Origin of the sequence: Pseudomonas sp. 13B_2.1_Bac1, from assembly GCF_025466155.1 — a bacterium.
Lineage (GTDB): Bacteria > Pseudomonadota > Gammaproteobacteria > Pseudomonadales > Pseudomonadaceae > Aquipseudomonas > Aquipseudomonas aylmerensis.
Window position 1 is genome coordinate 76,605 of record NZ_JANLOH010000113.1, and the last position, 16,690, is coordinate 93,294.

Genomic DNA, 16,690 nt, shown 5'->3' on the forward strand with positions numbered 1-16,690 from the left:
GAGGTGAGGCCATCGCGGGCAAGCCCGCTCCCACAGGAGTCGGGTTTGTTTCAGCAATCGATTACTGGTTGGAAGCGTCGGCTGCCTTGATCAGGTCGGCCCCGATCTCACCCTCGAACTTCTGCCACACCGGACGCATGGCTTCGCGCCACAGCTGGCGTTGCTCGGGGGTCAGCTCGATGATCTCGCTGGTCTTGGCGTCGACGATCTTCTGCTTGGCCGACTGGTTCAGCGCCTCGGCCTGTTTGTTCACCTCGACGGCGACTTCGACCATGATCTGCTCCAGCGTGCTGCGAATGTCCGGCGGCAGGCCGTTCCAGAAGGTGGCGTTGGTGATCACCATGTAGTCGATCAGGCCATGATTGGACTCGGTGAAGTACTTCTGCACCTCGTTGACCTTCTGGCTCTCATAGTTCGACCAGGTGTTCTCGGTGCCATTCACGGTGCCGGTCTGTAAGCCTTGGTACACCTCGGCGAAGCTCATCTTGCGCGGGTTGGCGCGGATCGCCTTGAACTGCTCTTCAAGCACACTGGAGGCCTGCACGCGGAACTTCAGGCCACGGGCGTCCTTGGGTTCATGCAGGGCCTTGTTGGACGAGAGTTGCTTGAGGCCGTTGTGCCAATAGGCCAGGCCGAGGATGTTCTTGTCCTGCATCGAGGTCAGCAGAGCCTTGCCCTGGGCAGCCTGGAAACGGTCGACGGCAGCGAGGTCATTGAACAGGAACGGCAGGTCATAGATCTGCACTTGCTTGGTGTATTGCTCGAACTTGGCCAGCGACGGCGCCAGCATCTGCACGTCGCCCAGCAGCAGCGCCTCCATCTCCTTGCCATCGCCGAACAGCGACGAGTTGGGGTACACCTCGACCTTGACCTTGCCCGGCAGGCGCTCTTCGGCGAGTTTCTTGAACAGCAACGCGCCCTGGCCCTTGGGGGTGTTTTCGGCGACCACGTGGGCGAACTTGATGACAATCGGATCCGCCGCCTGGGCCAGGCCCGCAGCGAACAAGGTGGCGGCGCACAGCAGCGCCCGGGAAAGCTTGAGCATGGGAAATCACCTTCTTATTGTTGTGTTGTAGGGCAAGGTGCCTGATGTCATGCGTGTAGTGAATTTCGAATTTTAGATACCTGCGTTCGGCGTGGACGAACGCGGGTCCGGCACACCACGGAGATCCAATCTGGGCGCTGGCTGGCCGGCACCTACAGCTGGGGTGGTGTGGTTTATTTATGCGCAGCCAGCAGTCTCTGCGCACGCAACAGCACCGGCGCATCGACCATCTGCCCATCGACTTGATAGGCCCCTGCCCCATCGGCGCCGCCGTCTACCACGCGCTTGGCCCAGGCCAGGTCTGCCGCACTCGGCGCCAGCGCCTCGTGGATCACCACCACCTGCCGGGGGTGAATGCACAGCGCGCCGGCAAAGCCCATTTCATACGCATGCCGGATCGAACGGCGCAGGCCCTCGGGGTCATCGATGGCCGGGTGCACGCCGTCCAGTGGCGCCACCAAGCCTGCCGCGCGCGAATGCACGATCAACGCCAGGCGCGCCTGGTCGAGGGCGAACTGCGCGGCCGGCGAATGGCTGCTGAGGTTCAGGTCCAGTGCCAAGTCCAGGCCACCGAACGACAGGCGCTGCACCTGCGGCGCACGGGCGATTTCAGCCACGGCCAACAAACCGCGCGCACTCTCGATAATCGGCCAGATCACTTTGCCGGTGGCGGCCACCACGGCGACCTGGGCGGCACTTTCCACCTTCGGCAACAACACGCCGGCCACATTTGCATGGGCTTTGCAGAACGCCACATCTTCGAAGTGCTCGGCATGCTCCGGCGCATTGATGCGCACCCAGACCTGGGCGCTGGGATTGGCGGTCAAAAACGCCGCGAGGTTATCCCGCGCCTGGCGCTTGAGGGGTTCTTCCACAGCATCTTCAAAATCCACGATCACTGCGTCGGCACCACTGGCCAGCGCCTTGGAAAAGCGCTCCGGCCGGCTACCGGGAACAAACAGCGCCGAGCGCACAAGAGGGTTTGGCATCACACAATTTCCTTGTTATCGCCCCCGGTAGGCGCTGGCTGGCCAGCGATGGCGGCCCAGAGATCAACGCAAGACTCAAGGACGCGATCGTCGGCACGCCGGTGCCTACAAAGGGTGCGGGGTCAAATGACGCCGCGTGTTTTCAGGGTTTCGATGGCTTCGGCGCTGAAGCCGAGCTGGTCGAGAATCGCTTGGCTGTGCTGGCCCAACGCAGGAACGGCATCCATGCGCGGGGTAAACGCCGCATTGCGCCCCGGTGGCAGCAACGACGGCAGCGGACCGGCCGGGCTGTCGACTTCACGCCAGCGATCACGCGCCTTGAGTTGCGGGTGGTCCCACACACCTTGCATGTCGTTGACGCGCGCGCTGGCGATCTGCGCGTCTTCCAGGCGCTGGATCAGCGCCTCGGCATCCAACTGCGCAAAGCTGTCGACGATGATCTGGCGCAATACCTCACGGTTGGCCGAGCGCTTGAAGTTGGCGCTGAAGCGCTCATCCGTGGCCAATTGCGGGGTGAGCAGCACCTTGTCGCAGAATGCCGCCCATTCGCGCTCGTTCTGCAGGCCGAGCATCACCGTGCCGCCGTCGCCGGTGGGAAACGGCCCATACGGGTAGATCGTCGAATGCGCCGCGCCGGCACGGGGTGGCTGCGGTGCGCCGTCGAACGCGTAATACATCGGGTAGCCCATCCACTCCACCAGGCTTTCGAGCATGCTCACGTCAATGCGGCTGCCCTTGCCGGTCTTGCCACGCAGCAGCAGCGCCGAGAGGATGCCGCTGTAGGCGTACATGCCGGCGGAGATATCGGCGATGGAGCAACCGGCCTTGGCCATCTGGTCTTCACCAGGGCCACCGGTGACTGACAAAAAGCCGCCCTCGCTCTGGATCAGCAGGTCGTAGGCTTTCTTCTTCTCGTAGGGCCCGCCTTCGCCATAGCCGGAAATATCGCAGACGATCAGCCGAGGAAAACGCTCGTGCAGCGCCTCGAACGACAAGCCCATGCGCGCCGCCGCACCGGGTGCAAGGTTCTGCACCAGCACGTCGGCATCCGCCAACAGGGCTTCGAGGATATCGCCGGCCTCGTCCTGCTTGAGGTCCAGGGTCAGGCTTTCCTTGGAGCGGTTGGTCCACACGAAATGCGAGGCCAGCCCACGCACGCGTTCGTCGTAGCCACGGGCAAAATCACCGGCCCCGGGGCGTTCGATCTTGATCACGCGGGCGCCGAGGTCCGCCAGCTGGCGGGTACAGAATGGCGCGGCAATCGCATGTTCCAGGCTGACAACGGTGATGCCGTCCAGCGGTCGTTGGTTGCTCATGACAGTTCCTTCCTCAAAGCCAATGGGCCATGGACGCGGCGTTGCGCAAATCCCAGACCTTGGCGATCAATGCGTCGGCCTGGGCCGGTGTGCGCGCGGCGCTGAACTGGGTGAGGCGCTGGAATTTGTCGGCCAGCTCCTCGCGACTCAAGGTGTTGCCCGGGTCGCCCTTGGGCTCGTCGATGGCGCCGTGCAGCGTGCGGCCGTCCACGGTGGTGACGGTGACGCGGCCCAGCCAGCGCTGCGGATAGGCGCGGTCGACTTCGGGGTCGAGGGTCATGCTGACCTTGTCGCGAAACGCCGCCACGCCAGGATCAGTCAACGCCCGTTCGTGGAATTCGGTGAGCCCGGCCTTGCCATGCACGGCGATCAATCCCAGCACGGTGCCCATGGAAAACTTGGCCTGGTGCACGCTGGTCGGCACGTTCACTCGCCCGAGCACATCGATGGCGCCCTGGTGCACACGCGTTTGCACGTGGCTGATGTCGGCGGCGCTGAGGCCTTCGCGCTGCATCAGATCCAACAGCGCATCGGCGGCAGGATGGGTATGCCGGCACGAGGCGTGGAACTTGAACGAGGTTTCCAGCAGCGCCCAGCGGCTGCCCAGGCCAGACGACAACTTGCTCGGCTCGGCGTCCGTGGACATGCCCGCCGCCAGGCCTTGGTCGCCTTCCAGGATATTGCGCGCGCCGGTCAGCCCATCCGCCGTCAGGTAAGCGGCGAGCAATCCGTCTGCTGCAGCCTTGGCCGTGTGCAGTTGCTTGGAGTCGGCGGCGTCGCGCAAAAACTCCCACAGCCCGGCGGCCTGGGTGCCGGCGCTGCCGAGCAGGTTGATGAATTGTTCTTGGTTGAACGCCAACAACTTGCCCACCGCCACGGCCGCGGCCAGCGTGCCGACGGTGGCCGTGGTGTGGAAGATGCGGTAGTGGGAACGGCCCATGAATTCGCCGATGCGGATCCCGGCCTCATAACCGGCCACCGCGGCCAGCAGCAACTCGCGGCCGGATTTGCCGAGGTCCTGCGCCGCCGCCAAGGCAGCGGGAAACACCACCGTTGCAGGGTGCAGCACCGAGCTGTTATGCAGGTCGTCCTGCTCCACCAGATGCGACGCGGCGCCGTTGACCAGCGCGGCGAAATACGCACTGCTACTGCCACCGTTGACGATCACCTGCGCCGGGCCGCTGCTCGGTCCCATCTTTTGCGCATAGCGCTCGAACAACGGAATCGGGTGGGCGCCCTGGCTGGCCAGCGCCGACGCCAGCCAATCCAGGATAAGGTCTTCGGTGCGCGCCAACACCGGCTCGGGCAAGTGTTCGTAGTGCAGCTCGGCAAGGAACCGACACAGGGCTTGGGTATGGCTCATGGTCAGGGCCTCAGAAGCTGCGTGGCAGTTCGAGCAAGTGCTCGGCCACGTAGGACAGGATCAGGTTGGTCGAGATCGGCGCCACCTGGTACAGGCGGGTTTCGCGGAATTTGCGCTCGACGTCGTACTCACAGGCAAAACCGAAGCCGCCGTGGGTTTGCAGACAGGCGTTGGCCGCCTCCCAGGACGCCTTGGCCGCCAGGTATTTGGCCATATTGGCGCTGGCCCCGGCGTTCTGGCCGCTGTCGTATTCCTCGCAGGCGCGCCAGCGCATCAGGTCGGCCGCTTCGATTTCGATATGCGCTTCGGCAATCGGGAATTGCACGCCTTGGTTCTGCCCGATGGGCCGGCCAAACACCACGCGGTCGCGGGCATACGCACTGGCCTTTTCGATGAACCAGCGGCCGTCGCCGATACATTCGGCGGCGATCAGCGTGCGCTCGGCGTTGAGGCCGTCGAGGATGTATTTGAAGCCCTTGCCCTCCTCGCCAATCAGGCTATCGAGGGGCAGTTCCAGGTTGTCGAAGAACAGCTCGTTGGTCTCGTGGTTGACCATGTTGGCGATGGGCTGCACGGTCAGGCCGTTGCCGATGGCCTCGCGCAGGTCGACCAGGAAGATCGACATGCCCTCGGACTTTTTCTTCACCTCAGCCAGGGGCGTGGTGCGCGCCAAGAGGATCATCAGGTCGGAATGCTGCACCCGCGAGATCCAGACCTTCTGGCCATTGATCACGTATTTGTCGCCGCGCTTGATCGCGGTGGTCTTGATCTTGGTGGTGTCGGTGCCGGTGGTGGGCTCGGTCACGCCCATCGACTGCAGGCGTAATTCGCCGCTGGCGAGCTTGGGCAGGTAGAAGCGTTTTTGCGCCTCGCTGCCGTGGCGCAGCAAGGTGAACATGTTGTACATCTGGCCGTGCACGGTGCCGGAATTGCCGCCGCAGCGGTTGACCTCCTCGAGGATCACCGAGGCTTCCGCCAGGCCCAGGCCGGAGCCCCCGTATTCTTCAGGGATCATCGCCGACAGCCAGCCGGCGTCGGTCAGCGCCTTGACGAACGCTTCGGGGAAGCCCTTTTCTTCATCGATCTTGCGCCAGTAAGCCGCGTCGAATTCGGCGCACAAGGCGCGCACACCGTCGCGGATAGCATTCAGTTCTTCGTTGTCATTGGGGTGCATGTCACGGCTCTCCGCCTGTTGTTCTTGGATTATTCGAAACGCACTTCGGCGGTCTGCGCGAGGCCGTCCGCATTGCCCGCCCATAGCGCGGCGACACCGTCGGCGGTCACGCGCCCGCCGACTTCAAACGGCTGCGGCGCAATCAACGGGCGTACACCGCGATAGGCAAAATGGCGCAAGGTCGCGTCCGGATGCGCACGGCAAAAGGCTCGCAAGCTCAAGGTGGCGATCAGCGGACCATGCACCACCAGCCCGGCATAGCCTTCGGTGCCGGTGACGTAGGGGTAGTCGTAGTGAATGCGATGGCCGTTGAAGGTCACGGCACTGTAGCGAAACAGCAGGGTCGGCGTCGGGTCGACCGTCTCTTTCCACTCGCCCCGGGCCAGGGCATCGCCGCTGCCGGCCTTGGGTGGCGTCGGTTCCCGGTAGACGATGTCCTGTTCTTCGCGGATGGCCAGGCGGCCGTCCTGGGAGTAGTCGTGGCGCACGGTAACGAACAGCAGCGAACCGGTGCGGCCGGTCTTTTCTTCGACCCGGGTGATGGTCGACACGCGCGTCGCCGCCTCACCGGCACGCAAGGCGTGCAGGAACTCGATACGCCCACCGGCCCACATGCGATTGCGATTGTCGGCCGGCGGCAGGAAACCGCCCCGGGCCGGATGGCCGTCGGTGCCCAGGGCAGTCTCCGGCAGCGGGTCCTGGAAAAAGCACCATTGCCACAGCGGTGGCAGGTCAGCACCCAGCTCTGGCACGGGTTCGCCGAAGGTGGCGGCGATTCGCTTGAGCAGGTTGGGGCTCAGGTGATCGTGGGCGGTTTCGCTTCGGCCGATCCAATCAGTGGCGCTCATCGGGTGCAGGTCCTCGGGCAGTGAGTGTCTGCCCCGGATCATGCAAGCGCGTGCCCGTTCTGAGAATTTGCATTTCAATAAACCAGCGTTCGGTTATGCTGAACGCCAGCCTCAATTACAAGCGTATTCCTTGTAGGCGCTGGCCTGCCCGCGCCTTGTTGCCATCACCGCTGCCCGAATAGGTGTCTTGCATGCACTTTGATCTCGCCGACCTGCGCCTGTTTATCCATATCGCCGAATCCCCCAGCCTGACCCAGGGCGCCAAGCGTGCGTTTCTCTCGCCGGCTGCCGCGAGTGCGCGGATCAAAGCCCTGGAGGGCCAACTCGACACGCGCCTGCTGTACCGCGACAGCCGTGGCGTGGAGATCACCCCGGCGGGCGAACGGCTGCTGCACCATGCGCGGTTGATCATGCGCCAGGTCGATTATCTGAAGAGTGAGTTCACCCAGTACGGCGTCGATTCTGCCGGGCATATCCGCATCTTCGCCAACACCACGGCGGTCACCGAGTTCCTCCCGGAGGTACTCGCGGGTTTCCTGTCGCAGCGCCCCGGCGTGACCGTGGACCTGCAGGAGCGCCTGTCCCGCGATATCGTGCGCGGCGTGCTCGATGGCACCAGCGACATGGGCATCATCGCCGGCCCTGTGGAAGCCGCGGGTCTGCAGGTGCTGCACTTCAGCACCGATGAACTGGTGCTGATGGTGCCGGTCGACCACCCGCTGGCGCAGCTGCCCTCGGTGACGCTGGAGCAAACCCTCGCCTACCAGCATATCGGCCTGCATGAAGGCAGCACGTTGTTGAGTTTCCTGCGTGAACACGTGGAACGCCTGGGCAAACACTTGTCGCTGCGCATCCAGGTGTCGAGCTTCGAGGCGATCTGCCGGATGGTCGAGGCCGGGGTCGGGATCGGCATCATTCCCGAGTCGGCCGCCGTGCGGCACAGTCGCACCATGCAGTTGGTAGCGGTGAAGCTGGATGAGCCCTGGGCGATCCGCGAGCGCAGCATCCTGGTACGCGAGCTGGAAGCACTGCCGGGGACTATTCGTGCATTGATTGCCACGCTGATGCCGCAGAGCGCCTAAGCTCAGCAGTCACCTTGCCAGAGGAGACGCCCCATGCAACTCGAAGGATCCTGCCATTGCGGCGCCGTGACGTTCAGCCTGAACAGCGCCCACCCCTACCCTTACCAGCGTTGCTATTGCTCGATCTGCCGCAAGACCCAAGGCGGTGGCGGCTACGCGATCAACCTTGCCGGGGACACCCGGAGCTTGAAGGTCCAGGGCCGCAAACAGATCTCGATCTATCACGCGCGGCTCAAGCCCGGGGGCGCCAGTCGCGCCCACGCCAGCACCGCCGAGCGGCACTTCTGCTCGCAGTGCGGCAGCGCCCTGTGGCTGTTCAGCCCGGAATGGCCGGAACTGATCCACCCGTTCGCCTCGGCCATCGATACGCCCTTGCCGGTACCACCGCAACACACGCACCTGATGCTCGGTTCGAAGGCGCCCTGGGTCGAGGTCAGCGTGCGCAAGGGCGACCTGCAGTTCGAGGAATACCCCGAAGAATCCATCGCCCAATGGCATGAGCGCCTGGGGTTGACCCGTTAACAGTCTTTGACAGTTTCCCGACAAAGCTCGCAAAGATTGTCGGACCGCGCTTCCCTAGCATTCGAGCATCCAAACGGCCATCCGGGTGCTCTTCATGTTTCGCACATTGCGCGGTATTCCGCTGTTGGGTTGCCTGCTCGGCAGTCTCGGTTGCCAAGGGCAATCGCCGGCCCCGCCGCCGATTCCCAAGGGTGACTACGGCGCCGTCATTCGCTACCTGCAGGCGCGTATTCCGCGCGACATGGCGCGCGACAACGTGGCCGGCCTGTCGATTGCCCTGGTCAATGGCCAGGAACTGATCTGGGCACGCGGCTTCGGCCTGGCCGACAAGGCGCGGGGCGTGCCGGTCACGCCGAACACGGCGTTTCGCGCCGGCGGCATTTCCAAACTGCTGACCGCCACGGCAGCCTTGCAACTGGTGGAGCAACAGCGGCTGGCCCTGGATGCGCCGATCCAGCAGACCCTGCGCGAGTTCCATGTGCGTTCGCGCTTTCATGCCGACCCGGCCGCCGCCGACCGCGATATCACCTTGCGGCGGTTGCTCAGCCACCAATCCGGCCTGCCCAGCGAACACCTGCGCGACCTGCGCAGCGACTTCGCCATGGGCCAGATGCCGATACGCGTCTCCGGCGTGTGGCTGAGCAGTCCACCGGGCTCTCAAGTGGCCTATTCCAACCTTGCTTATGCGCTGGTCGGGGCCGCCATCGAACGCGCCAGCGGCAACAGCTTCGAAGCCCAGTTGCAGCACAGCCTGCTCAAGCCGCTGGAGATGAACCAGTCGGGTTTTACCGGCACCCGCAGCGCGCAGGACTACCGCGCCCAAGGCTACGAGGACGGTATTGCCAGCCCCGATGCCCAGGTGCGCGACCTCGCCGCAGGTGGTTTGTGGACCAGTCCCAAGGACCTCGCGCGTTACCTGCAGATGCTATTTGCCCACGGCCTCTACAAAGATCAGCGGCTGCTGCGCAGTGCCTCGATTGAGCAAATGTTCACCCAGCAAAACACCGGCAACGCGCTGGACTTCGACTGCCAGATGGGCCTGGCCTGGTTCCTCGCGCCCTGCGGTGACGAACCGGTCGGCCCCGCGATACGCACCTACCAGCACAGCGGTGGAGGGGATGATTTTGCTGCACAGTTGACCCTGCTGCCGGATCAGCAACTGGGCGTGATCATCATGGCCAATGACAGCCATGCCGAGGAACTGGTTGCCACGCTGGCCACCGACACCCTGCGCCTGATGCTGCAGGCACAAACCGGCCAGGCAGTCTGCGCCGATGACTGCCAGGCGCCCAGCCATGGCCTCAAGTTGCGCCACGTGCCGGCGGCCATCGACCGCAAGCGCCTGGCCGGGTTCTATGCGACCGCCTGGGGCGTGTTTCGCATCAAGGATGGCCACAGCCGGCTCGCTGGCGAGCTGGCCGGCTTCGATTTCGAGTTGCTGCGCGACGACGAAGGCTGGTTGCGCGCGCAGAAAAAAGTCCTCGGCTTCTGGCTCAAGGACCTCGGCGAACTCAGCCGCATCCAGTTGGACGTTGTCACGGTGCAAGGCCGCCAGATGCTCACCGCGCGCAGCCACGGCCAACGCATCGCCATCGGCGAGCGCATCGAGCCGCCGCCCTTGCCCCTGGCCTGGGCCGACACCATCGGCACGTATCAAGTGCTCAACACCCATGAGCCCGACGCACCGTTGAGCGGTGTCAGCGTGCGCCTGGAAGACGGCTTCCTGGTGATGCGCGGCCAACGGCACGACGAACCGCTGACCGACTACATCTTGCTGCCGGTCGACAACGCCCACGCGGTGCTGGCCGGTAACGGCTATGGCCTGGGCGACACCGTGAGCCGCCAGGTCAACGGCCTCAGCGCCTCGGGCTACGCCTTCAAACGCACGCAATCCCCTCATAAACCCCTGGTTCTCTAACCCCCTGGATGGACATTCTTATGCGCTCGACCACCCTGTGCCTGTCGCTCTCCTCACTGTGCCTGCTGGCCGGTGCCGACCGCGCCCTGGCCGAAGACTGGCAATACAGCCTCAAGGCCGGCGTCGCCAACGCGCCGCGCTACAGCGGCAGCGACCAGCGCATGAGCGCGCCGCTGCTGGGCGGCAAAGTCGTCAGCCCGTGGGGGATTTTCCTCGACACCGACAAAGGCCTGGGCTGGGGGTATGAAGGCAATGCCTTGAGTTTCAGCACCTACGTGGGCGCCAGCAGTTCGCGTAAAGACAAGAACGAAAGCCTGCACGCCGGCTCCAAGCGACTCAAGGGCATGGGCGAGATCAAGGCCCGTCCGCAAGTGGGGGTAAGCGCCAGCTACAACCTGGGCGGCGTAATCGTCGGCGCGACCCTGGAGCACGCGCTCAAGGAAGACGACCACAAGGACAGCGGCAAGGCCTTCACCCACCTGGAACTGAGCCTGGGCACCAACCTCTATGACGGCCGCTACGGTTCGGTCGACGCCAGCCTCAGCAGCCATTTTGGTGACCGCAACTACCTGCAGACCTGGTACGGCGTGACCACCGGCCAAGCGGCGCAAAGCCGCTTCCAGGCCTACAAGGCCGGTGCAGGCAATATCAGCAACGGCCTGAATCTGGTGTGGAGCGTGCCGATCAGCGAACACACCGAATTCTCGACCCTGCTCGATGTGCAGTACCTGGCGGATGAAGCGGGCAAGAGCCCGATTGTCGAGCGACGGTTGCAGACGTCGGTGATGGGCGTACTTGAGTACACGTTCTAATGAGGTAACCCCATCAACCTGTGGGAGCAAGCCCCCTCCCACCGGTGAGTTCTGCACTCTGGACGCTTGTTACTCGGCATACGCCCAGGTCATCCGGAACGACGCCCCGCCCCACTCCGAATCCAGTACTTGCACCTGCCCGCCATGCCACTGCGAGACCCGCTGCACCAGCGCCAGGCCGAGGCCGAAGCCACCGGTGCGGCGGTCGCGGCTGGCGTCCAGGCGCATGAATGGCTGGAAGATCTTCGCGCGACCGTCCTCGGGCACACCGGGGCCGTCATCGCACACGCGCACTTCATAGCCGCTGCCGAACTTGACCAGCGACACTTCGACCCGGCGCTCGGCGTAGCGGATGGCATTGCGCAGCAGGTTGATCACCGCACGTGCCATGAAGCGCGGTTCGATCTGGATAAAGTCCACCTCGCAGGTGCGCAGCGACAGCTGGATGCCAGCCGCCTCAGCCTCCAGCGCCACGCTGCCGATCACGCTGTCGAGCCAGCTGTGGGCCTCGATGCGCTCGCGGGTCACCTGGGTGGCGCCGCGCTCCAGGCTGGCATAGGTGAGCAGTTCGGAGACCATTTCTTCCAGCTCGCCGAGGTCGGCGTACATGTCGGCGATCAACGCGCGGCTCTCGCGTGGGTCGGCCTGTTGCTTGAGCTGGTCGAGCTCGAACGACAACCGCGCAATCGGCGTGCGCAGCTCGTGGGACACCGCGTTGGTGAGTTCACGCTGATTGGCGATCAGGCTTTCGATGCGTTCGGCCATCTGGTTGAAGTGCCCGGCCAGCTCACGCACGGTGGAGCGGCGCGGCAGCAGGATGCGCGAGCCGAGGTCGTTGTCGCCAAAGCGTTGCGCGGCCAGGCGGATATGCTCCAGGTCCCGCCAGTGCGGGCGCACCCAGAAGTACAGGACGATGGCCAGGCACAACCCGAGAAACCCATAGGCCCACAGGTACAGCCATTTGGGTTCTTCCGGCAGCTTGATTTCCAGCAACTGCGGGCCACCGTCGATGCTGGTGAGGAATTCCCGAAAGTCGCCACGCACCACCAGCAACCCTTCGGCCAGCAGTTGTTGTTCACGCGCGCTCAGCGCCTGGGTGTCTTTGGGCACCAGCTTGAGGCGCAGGCCGTAATGCACTTGCAGCTCGTCGAGCCGGGCCTGGCGCTCGTCCCCGTGCAGCGGCCGTAGTTGCTCTACCAGCCCATAGGCCGGACCGCGCAGGGCTTCGCGGTTATAGGTTTCATTGGCCTCGGGCAGCAGCTCGTCGAAGGTGTAGTTGACCAGCCAGATCGCCGCCGCCAGGCCGATCGCCAGAATCACATACAGGCGCAGAAACAGCCGCAGCATCTAGACCTCCCACGCAAACGGATTGAACAGATAGCCCTTGCCCCAGATGGTCTTGATGCACACCGGCTCGCGGGGATTGTCATTGAGCTTGCTGCGCAACTTGCTGATGTACACGTCGACGCTGCGGTTAAGGCCATCGAAGGCGATGCCGCGCATGCGGTTGAGGATGTCGTCGCGCGAGAGGATCTTGCCGGCGCTGCTGGCCAGCAACCACAGCAGTTCGAACTCCATGGTGGTGAGGTCGACCTGCTCCTCCCCGAGACTGACCACCCGGCAACTGCGGTCGATCGCCAGCCGCCCAAAGGCGATGGAGCCGCGCACCGTCGGCTCCGGCGCCTGCCGACGCTGCAGCGCGCGCAGACGTGCGAGCAGCACCGGGGGCTTGATCGGCTTGATCACATAGTCGTCGGCCCCGGACTCCAGGCCGAGGATGTGGTCCAGGTCATCTTCCTTGGCGGTGAGGATCACAATCGGCGTGTCGGACACATTGCGAATCTCGCGACACACATGCAGGCCGCTCTGCCCCGGCAGCATCAGGTCGAGCACGACGATTTTCGGCTTGAACTCGAGAAACGCCGCCAGGGCTTCGTCGCCCCGGTGCACCACGCGCACCTCGAAGCCATGCTGCGACAGAAAGTGCGCGATCAGCCCTGCCAGCTTCTCGTCGTCCTCAACGAGCAGGACCTTGCCCAGACCCAGGTTTTCCATAAGTTCTCAGTGTGCAAAGGCGGATTGAAGAGTGGGCATTATAGGTGGCAAGCTGGGCCTCTGACCCCACTGGTCAACGGCGGCCGACGAAGCTTCATGCTTTTAAGAGTTTTTAACAAATAGCCCGCACTCTTTAACGCCATTCACAGGGAGTTGTATGCGCAAGGATTACCTGGCGTTCTTCGTTTCACTGTTCCTGTCACGGCTGGCAGACCAGATCCTGCTGTTTATCGTGCCGTTGATCGTGTTTCAGACCACCCAGAGTGTGTCGTGGGCCGGGCTGGCGTTTTTCGTCGAGTCACTGCCACGCTTTCTCGCCTTCCCGGTGTGCGGCGCATTGTGTGACAAGTTTTCTCCGGTGCGCATCCTGCATATCAGCCAGGTCTACCGGGCGTTGGCGTGTGGGGTGGCGGTGGCACTGTACGCGGTGTTCGATGGCATTTATTGGATCGTGGGGCTTTCCGCGCTGTGCGGGGTGCTGACCACCCAGGGCATCATGGCCCGCGAAGTGCTGATGCCGCATGTTTTCCAGCAATACAGTTATGCCAAGACCCTCTCCTACTCGCAGATCGCCGACCAGAGCGGCTTGGTGCTGGGGCCGCTGATTGCCGCACTGATGCTACAAGTGTGGGCCTGGCATTGGGTGGTACTGGGCATCGCCGGCCTGTTTGTGCTGGCGGACCTGGCCATGTGGGCCTGGCAGCGCAGCAATACAGTGACGCTTGCACACCATGCGCAGCACCGGGATATCTGGGTGCAACCGCTGCGCATTGCCTTCGGGCATATCCAGCAGCTGGCGGGGCTCAAGCGCTTGATTGCGCTGACGGTCGGGGTCAACTTGATCATCGGGGTCACGCTGGCCACGTCCGCCGCCATGGTCATCGGTCTCTACGCGGCAGACAAGGATGCCTACGCCCTGCTGCAAGCCGCCGGCGCCCTGGTGACCATCGCGATTCTGTTTTACCTGGCGCGCAGCGCACTGCCGCTGAAAGTGCTGGGTGGACTGTCGTACATGCTGATCGCCGTCGGCGCATTGATCACCGCCCTCAGCCCGACGCTGTGGGCTTACACCCTGGGCTTTTTGCTGGTGATCGGCTTCGACAAGATGTACAGCGTGTACATGCGCAGCGTCCGGCAAAAAGTCATCCCGGTGCAGGACTTCGGCAAGACCGTCGGTGTGATCACCCTGCTCAACAACCTGCCACAACCGTTGGCCGGCCTAGCGGTGGCGCTGCTGGCCAGCCCGTTGGGCACGCAAACGGTGATCCTGCTGCTGACCGCGATCACTGCATTGATCGGCGTGGCCGTGGCCTCAGGCTGGTACGCCACTGTGAAAGCGGAACTCGATGTCGGGTGACTCGATCAGTTCCTGCTCGGCCGCCCGCACCCGCTCGATCACGTGGGCGATGTCCTTGGCGTCGCCGTACTGGTAGGCCAGCTTGAGGTAACCCTGGAAGTGCCGCGCCTCGCTTTTCAGCAGGCCGAAGTAGAACTTGCCGAGTTCTTCGTCCAAATGTGGCACCAGGGCTTCGAAACGCTCGCAACTGCGCGCTTCGATAAATGCGCCGACCACCAGCGTATCCACCAACTTGACCGGTTCGTGGCTGCGCACCACCTTGCGCAACCCGGAGGCATAACGCCCGGCGTGCAACTGGCGCAGTTCAACCTTGCGCTTTTTCATCAGGCGCATGACTTGTTCGTGGTGCACCAGCTCTTCGCGGGCCAGGCGCGACATCATGTTGATCAGGTCAACATGGCCGTGGTACTTGGCAATCAGGCTCAGGGCGGTACTGGCGGCCTTGAATTCGCAGTTCTTGTGGTCGATCAGCAGGGTGTCCTGATCGGCCAGCGCGGCCTGGACCCAGGCGTCGGGGGTGCGGCAGCCGAGGAATTCGTGGATTTCGGGCAGGTTCATCGGGCTCACGGGTAAAGGATCACAAAAGGGCGCCGATTATACCGACCGCGCCGCAGACCACCAGCCACCGGCCTTGATGTGCATCAACATGACGTCCGGCGAGCAGCAACTATAGTTGTTCCAGCCCGCCCCTTTTTGGAGATCCCGATCATGCAAGCCATTCGCAGCATCCTGGTGGTCATCGAGCCCGAGCATTCGGAAAGCCTGGCCCTCAAGCGCGCGAAGTTGATCGCCGGGGTCACCGGCGCGCACCTGCACCTGCTGGTGTGCGACCGCAAGCACGAGCACTCGGCGCTGTTGAGCCTGCTTAAATCTTCTCTGCAAGAGGACGGCTACAGCGTCACCACCGAGCAGGCCTGGAATGAGAGCCTGCACGAAACCATCATCGACGTGCAGCAGGCCGAAGGCTGTGGCCTGGTGATCAAGCAGCATTTCCCCGACAGCCCGTTGAAAAAGGCCCTGTTGACCCCGGCGGACTGGAAGTTGCTGCGCTACTGCCCAACGGCCGTGCTGCTGGTCAAGACCGCTACGCCGTGGGCTGGCGGGGTGATCCTGGCCGCAATTGATGTGGGCAACACCGATGGCGAGCACCGTTCGCTGCACAATTCGATCATCGATCATGGTTTCGATATCGCCAGCCTGGCCAAGGCGCAGCTGCATGTGATCAGCGCCCATCCGTCGCCCATGCTGTCGGCGGCGGATCCGACCTTCCAGCTCAAGGAGACCATCGAGGCGCGCTATCGCGAGCAATGCAAGGCCTTCCAGGCTGAGTTCGATGTGGACGATGCGCACCTGCATATCGAGGAAGGCCCGGCGGATGTGCTGATCCCGTTCGCGGCGCATAAATGGCAGGCGGCGGTAACCATCATCGGCACCGTGGCGCGCACCGGGATTTCCGGGGCGCTGATCGGCAATACGGCGGAGGTGGTGCTGGATGAGGTGGAAAGCGACGTGCTGGTGCTCAAGCCGCAGGAGCTGATGGATCACTTGCAGGAACTGGCCACCCGGGTCTGACACGCAGGCCGGTGCTGGCCGGCTTCAAAGGTGGGAGCTTCATCAGTGCCCAAACGCGTCCTTGAGGAACCCCGGGGCGATATAGCGCTGGTAGTGGGCCTCGGACAAGATAAAAAACTCGCGGTCGATGGCGTCGCGCAAGTCCGGCAGGTTCCAGTCACGAAATTCTGGCAACAGCACCATGCCATAGGCTTCCAGGTTGGAAATCACCCGCGCGCCCCGGGCAATCAACTGATAGGCCCAGCAGTACTCGGATTGGTGCGGCACGAAGCGAATCTTGCGCTGCTCCAGCTGGCCGCGCAGGGTCTTGGGGTCGAAAATCTCCAGTTTGCCGGCCATCACCTGCACCAACAGCTGCTCCAGGCGCAGCCACACTGCCCGTTTTTCTTCTTCGTTATAGCCATTCCACTGGATCACTTCGTGGTGGAAACGCTTGCAGCCACGGCACACGAGATCGCCGTAAACCGTGGAGCACAGGCCGACGCAGGGGGTCTTGATGGTTTGGTTGGACATGGGCAACAACACGCAAATCAGCGAAACAGTGCGCCATGTTAGCCCTTTGTCTAACCTTCATCACCCTGCAAACTTGGCGAGGCAACTTACCTTTAGAAATTTTTTGCCGTAGAATCATCCGGCC

Annotated in this window: 16 protein-coding genes; 6 read left to right on the forward strand and 10 right to left on the reverse strand. The window is 63.5% G+C overall.

The window, feature by feature from the left end; genetic code table 11:
- Nucleotides 1–61: 61 nt before the first annotated feature.
- The 6 genes from NTD80_RS29205 to NTD80_RS29230 form a co-directional block, all read right to left on the reverse strand.
- The gene (locus tag NTD80_RS29205) at nt 62–1,045 is read right to left on the reverse strand and encodes a TRAP transporter substrate-binding protein (RefSeq protein WP_262135746.1); all 984 of its coding nucleotides are present in this window, start codon (nt 1,043–1,045) and stop codon (nt 62–64) included.
- Nucleotides 1,046–1,218: 173 nt separating this feature from the next.
- Nucleotides 1,219–2,034 (reverse strand): HpcH/HpaI aldolase/citrate lyase family protein, encoded by an 816-nt coding sequence (locus NTD80_RS29210; RefSeq protein WP_262135747.1) that lies wholly within the window; start codon nt 2,032–2,034, stop codon nt 1,219–1,221.
- 122 nt (nt 2,035–2,156) lie between these two features.
- Nucleotides 2,157–3,350 (reverse strand): CaiB/BaiF CoA transferase family protein, encoded by a 1,194-nt coding sequence (locus NTD80_RS29215; RefSeq protein WP_065907967.1) that lies wholly within the window; start codon nt 3,348–3,350, stop codon nt 2,157–2,159.
- A gap of 13 nt (nt 3,351–3,363) precedes the next feature.
- Nucleotides 3,364–4,713: an MmgE/PrpD family protein gene (locus tag NTD80_RS29220; protein WP_262135748.1), complete on the reverse strand. Its 1,350-nt coding sequence runs from the start codon at nt 4,711–4,713 to the stop codon at nt 3,364–3,366.
- Between the two features lie 10 nt (nt 4,714–4,723).
- Entirely contained in the window at nt 4,724–5,887 is a 1,164-nt protein-coding gene (locus NTD80_RS29225; RefSeq protein WP_106803645.1) for an acyl-CoA dehydrogenase family protein, read from the reverse strand.
- 29 nt (nt 5,888–5,916) lie between these two features.
- On the reverse strand, nt 5,917–6,735 hold the full coding sequence (locus tag NTD80_RS29230; protein ID WP_262135749.1) for a MaoC family dehydratase N-terminal domain-containing protein: 819 nt from the start codon (nt 6,733–6,735) through the stop codon (nt 5,917–5,919).
- Nucleotides 6,736–6,926: 191 nt separating this feature from the next.
- Here NTD80_RS29230 and NTD80_RS29235 point away from each other — a divergent pair, with 191 nt between their 5' ends.
- The 4 genes from NTD80_RS29235 (at nt 6,927) to NTD80_RS29250 (ending at nt 11,069) form a co-directional block, all read left to right on the forward strand.
- On the forward strand, nt 6,927–7,817 hold the full coding sequence (locus NTD80_RS29235) for a LysR family transcriptional regulator (RefSeq protein ID WP_065907961.1): 891 nt from the start codon (nt 6,927–6,929) through the stop codon (nt 7,815–7,817).
- A 33-nt stretch (nt 7,818–7,850) separates the two neighbouring features.
- Nucleotides 7,851–8,339, forward strand: coding sequence for a GFA family protein (locus NTD80_RS29240; RefSeq protein ID WP_262135750.1), 489 nt, complete (start codon nt 7,851–7,853; stop codon nt 8,337–8,339).
- Nucleotides 8,340–8,433: 94 nt separating this feature from the next.
- Nucleotides 8,434–10,257 carry a serine hydrolase domain-containing protein gene (locus NTD80_RS29245; protein ID WP_262135752.1) on the forward strand — a complete coding sequence of 608 codons (1,824 nt, stop codon included), beginning with the start codon at nt 8,434–8,436 and terminating at the stop codon, nt 10,255–10,257.
- A gap of 20 nt (nt 10,258–10,277) precedes the next feature.
- Nucleotides 10,278–11,069 carry a MipA/OmpV family protein gene (locus tag NTD80_RS29250; protein ID WP_083221476.1) on the forward strand — a complete coding sequence of 264 codons (792 nt, stop codon included), beginning with the start codon at nt 10,278–10,280 and terminating at the stop codon, nt 11,067–11,069.
- A 69-nt stretch (nt 11,070–11,138) separates the two neighbouring features.
- Here NTD80_RS29250 and NTD80_RS29255 read toward each other — a convergent pair whose 3' ends face one another.
- On the reverse strand, nt 11,139–12,416 hold the full coding sequence (locus tag NTD80_RS29255; RefSeq protein ID WP_262135753.1) for an ATP-binding protein: 1,278 nt from the start codon (nt 12,414–12,416) through the stop codon (nt 11,139–11,141).
- Complete coding sequence (locus tag NTD80_RS29260; protein ID WP_065907949.1) at nt 12,417–13,124, reverse strand: response regulator; 708 nt, start codon at nt 13,122–13,124, stop codon at nt 12,417–12,419.
- Nucleotides 13,125–13,281: 157 nt separating this feature from the next.
- Here NTD80_RS29260 and NTD80_RS29265 point away from each other — a divergent pair, with 157 nt between their 5' ends.
- On the forward strand, nt 13,282–14,481 hold the full coding sequence (locus tag NTD80_RS29265) for an MFS transporter (RefSeq protein ID WP_262135754.1): 1,200 nt from the start codon (nt 13,282–13,284) through the stop codon (nt 14,479–14,481).
- Here NTD80_RS29265 and NTD80_RS29270 read toward each other — a convergent pair.
- The gene (locus tag NTD80_RS29270) at nt 14,437–15,039 is read right to left on the reverse strand and encodes a tRNA-(ms[2]io[6]A)-hydroxylase (protein ID WP_065907945.1); all 603 of its coding nucleotides are present in this window, start codon (nt 15,037–15,039) and stop codon (nt 14,437–14,439) included. The genes NTD80_RS29265 and NTD80_RS29270 overlap by 45 nt on opposite strands.
- A 150-nt stretch (nt 15,040–15,189) precedes the next feature.
- Here NTD80_RS29270 and NTD80_RS29275 point away from each other — a divergent pair, with 150 nt between their 5' ends.
- On the forward strand, nt 15,190–16,053 hold the full coding sequence (locus tag NTD80_RS29275; RefSeq protein WP_262135755.1) for a universal stress protein: 864 nt from the start codon (nt 15,190–15,192) through the stop codon (nt 16,051–16,053).
- Nucleotides 16,054–16,095: 42 nt separating this feature from the next.
- Here NTD80_RS29275 and NTD80_RS29280 read toward each other — a convergent pair whose 3' ends face one another.
- Nucleotides 16,096–16,566, reverse strand: coding sequence for a DUF1289 domain-containing protein (locus tag NTD80_RS29280; RefSeq protein ID WP_065907941.1), 471 nt, complete (start codon nt 16,564–16,566; stop codon nt 16,096–16,098).
- Nucleotides 16,567–16,690 lie beyond the last annotated feature (124 nt).

What these genes read in the sequence shown, in the direction of transcription:
- NTD80_RS29265 (WP_262135754.1), top strand. Translation starts at nt 13,282, where the DNA reads ATGCGCAAGGATTACCTGGCGTTCTTCGTTTCACTGTTCCTGTCACGG.
- NTD80_RS29235 (WP_065907961.1), top strand. Translation starts at nt 6,927, where the DNA reads ATGCACTTTGATCTCGCCGACCTGCGCCTGTTTATCCATATCGCCGAA.
- NTD80_RS29210 (WP_262135747.1), bottom strand. Translation starts at nt 2,034, where the DNA reads ATGCCAAACCCTCTTGTGCGCTCGGCGCTGTTTGTTCCCGGTAGCCGG.
- NTD80_RS29220 (WP_262135748.1), bottom strand. Translation starts at nt 4,713, where the DNA reads ATGAGCCATACCCAAGCCCTGTGTCGGTTCCTTGCCGAGCTGCACTAC.
- NTD80_RS29225 (WP_106803645.1), bottom strand. Translation starts at nt 5,887, where the DNA reads ATGCACCCCAATGACAACGAAGAACTGAATGCTATCCGCGACGGTGTG.
- NTD80_RS29250 (WP_083221476.1), top strand. Translation starts at nt 10,278, where the DNA reads ATGCGCTCGACCACCCTGTGCCTGTCGCTCTCCTCACTGTGCCTGCTG.
- NTD80_RS29245 (WP_262135752.1), top strand. Translation starts at nt 8,434, where the DNA reads ATGTTTCGCACATTGCGCGGTATTCCGCTGTTGGGTTGCCTGCTCGGC.
- NTD80_RS29230 (WP_262135749.1), bottom strand. Translation starts at nt 6,735, where the DNA reads ATGAGCGCCACTGATTGGATCGGCCGAAGCGAAACCGCCCACGATCAC.
- NTD80_RS29240 (WP_262135750.1), top strand. Translation starts at nt 7,851, where the DNA reads ATGCAACTCGAAGGATCCTGCCATTGCGGCGCCGTGACGTTCAGCCTG.
- NTD80_RS29205 (WP_262135746.1), bottom strand. Translation starts at nt 1,045, where the DNA reads ATGCTCAAGCTTTCCCGGGCGCTGCTGTGCGCCGCCACCTTGTTCGCT.
- NTD80_RS29275 (WP_262135755.1), top strand. Translation starts at nt 15,190, where the DNA reads ATGCAAGCCATTCGCAGCATCCTGGTGGTCATCGAGCCCGAGCATTCG.
- NTD80_RS29260 (WP_065907949.1), bottom strand. Translation starts at nt 13,124, where the DNA reads ATGGAAAACCTGGGTCTGGGCAAGGTCCTGCTCGTTGAGGACGACGAG.
- NTD80_RS29215 (WP_065907967.1), bottom strand. Translation starts at nt 3,350, where the DNA reads ATGAGCAACCAACGACCGCTGGACGGCATCACCGTTGTCAGCCTGGAA.
- NTD80_RS29270 (WP_065907945.1), bottom strand. Translation starts at nt 15,039, where the DNA reads ATGAACCTGCCCGAAATCCACGAATTCCTCGGCTGCCGCACCCCCGAC.
- NTD80_RS29280 (WP_065907941.1), bottom strand. Translation starts at nt 16,566, where the DNA reads ATGTCCAACCAAACCATCAAGACCCCCTGCGTCGGCCTGTGCTCCACG.
- NTD80_RS29255 (WP_262135753.1), bottom strand. Translation starts at nt 12,416, where the DNA reads ATGCTGCGGCTGTTTCTGCGCCTGTATGTGATTCTGGCGATCGGCCTG.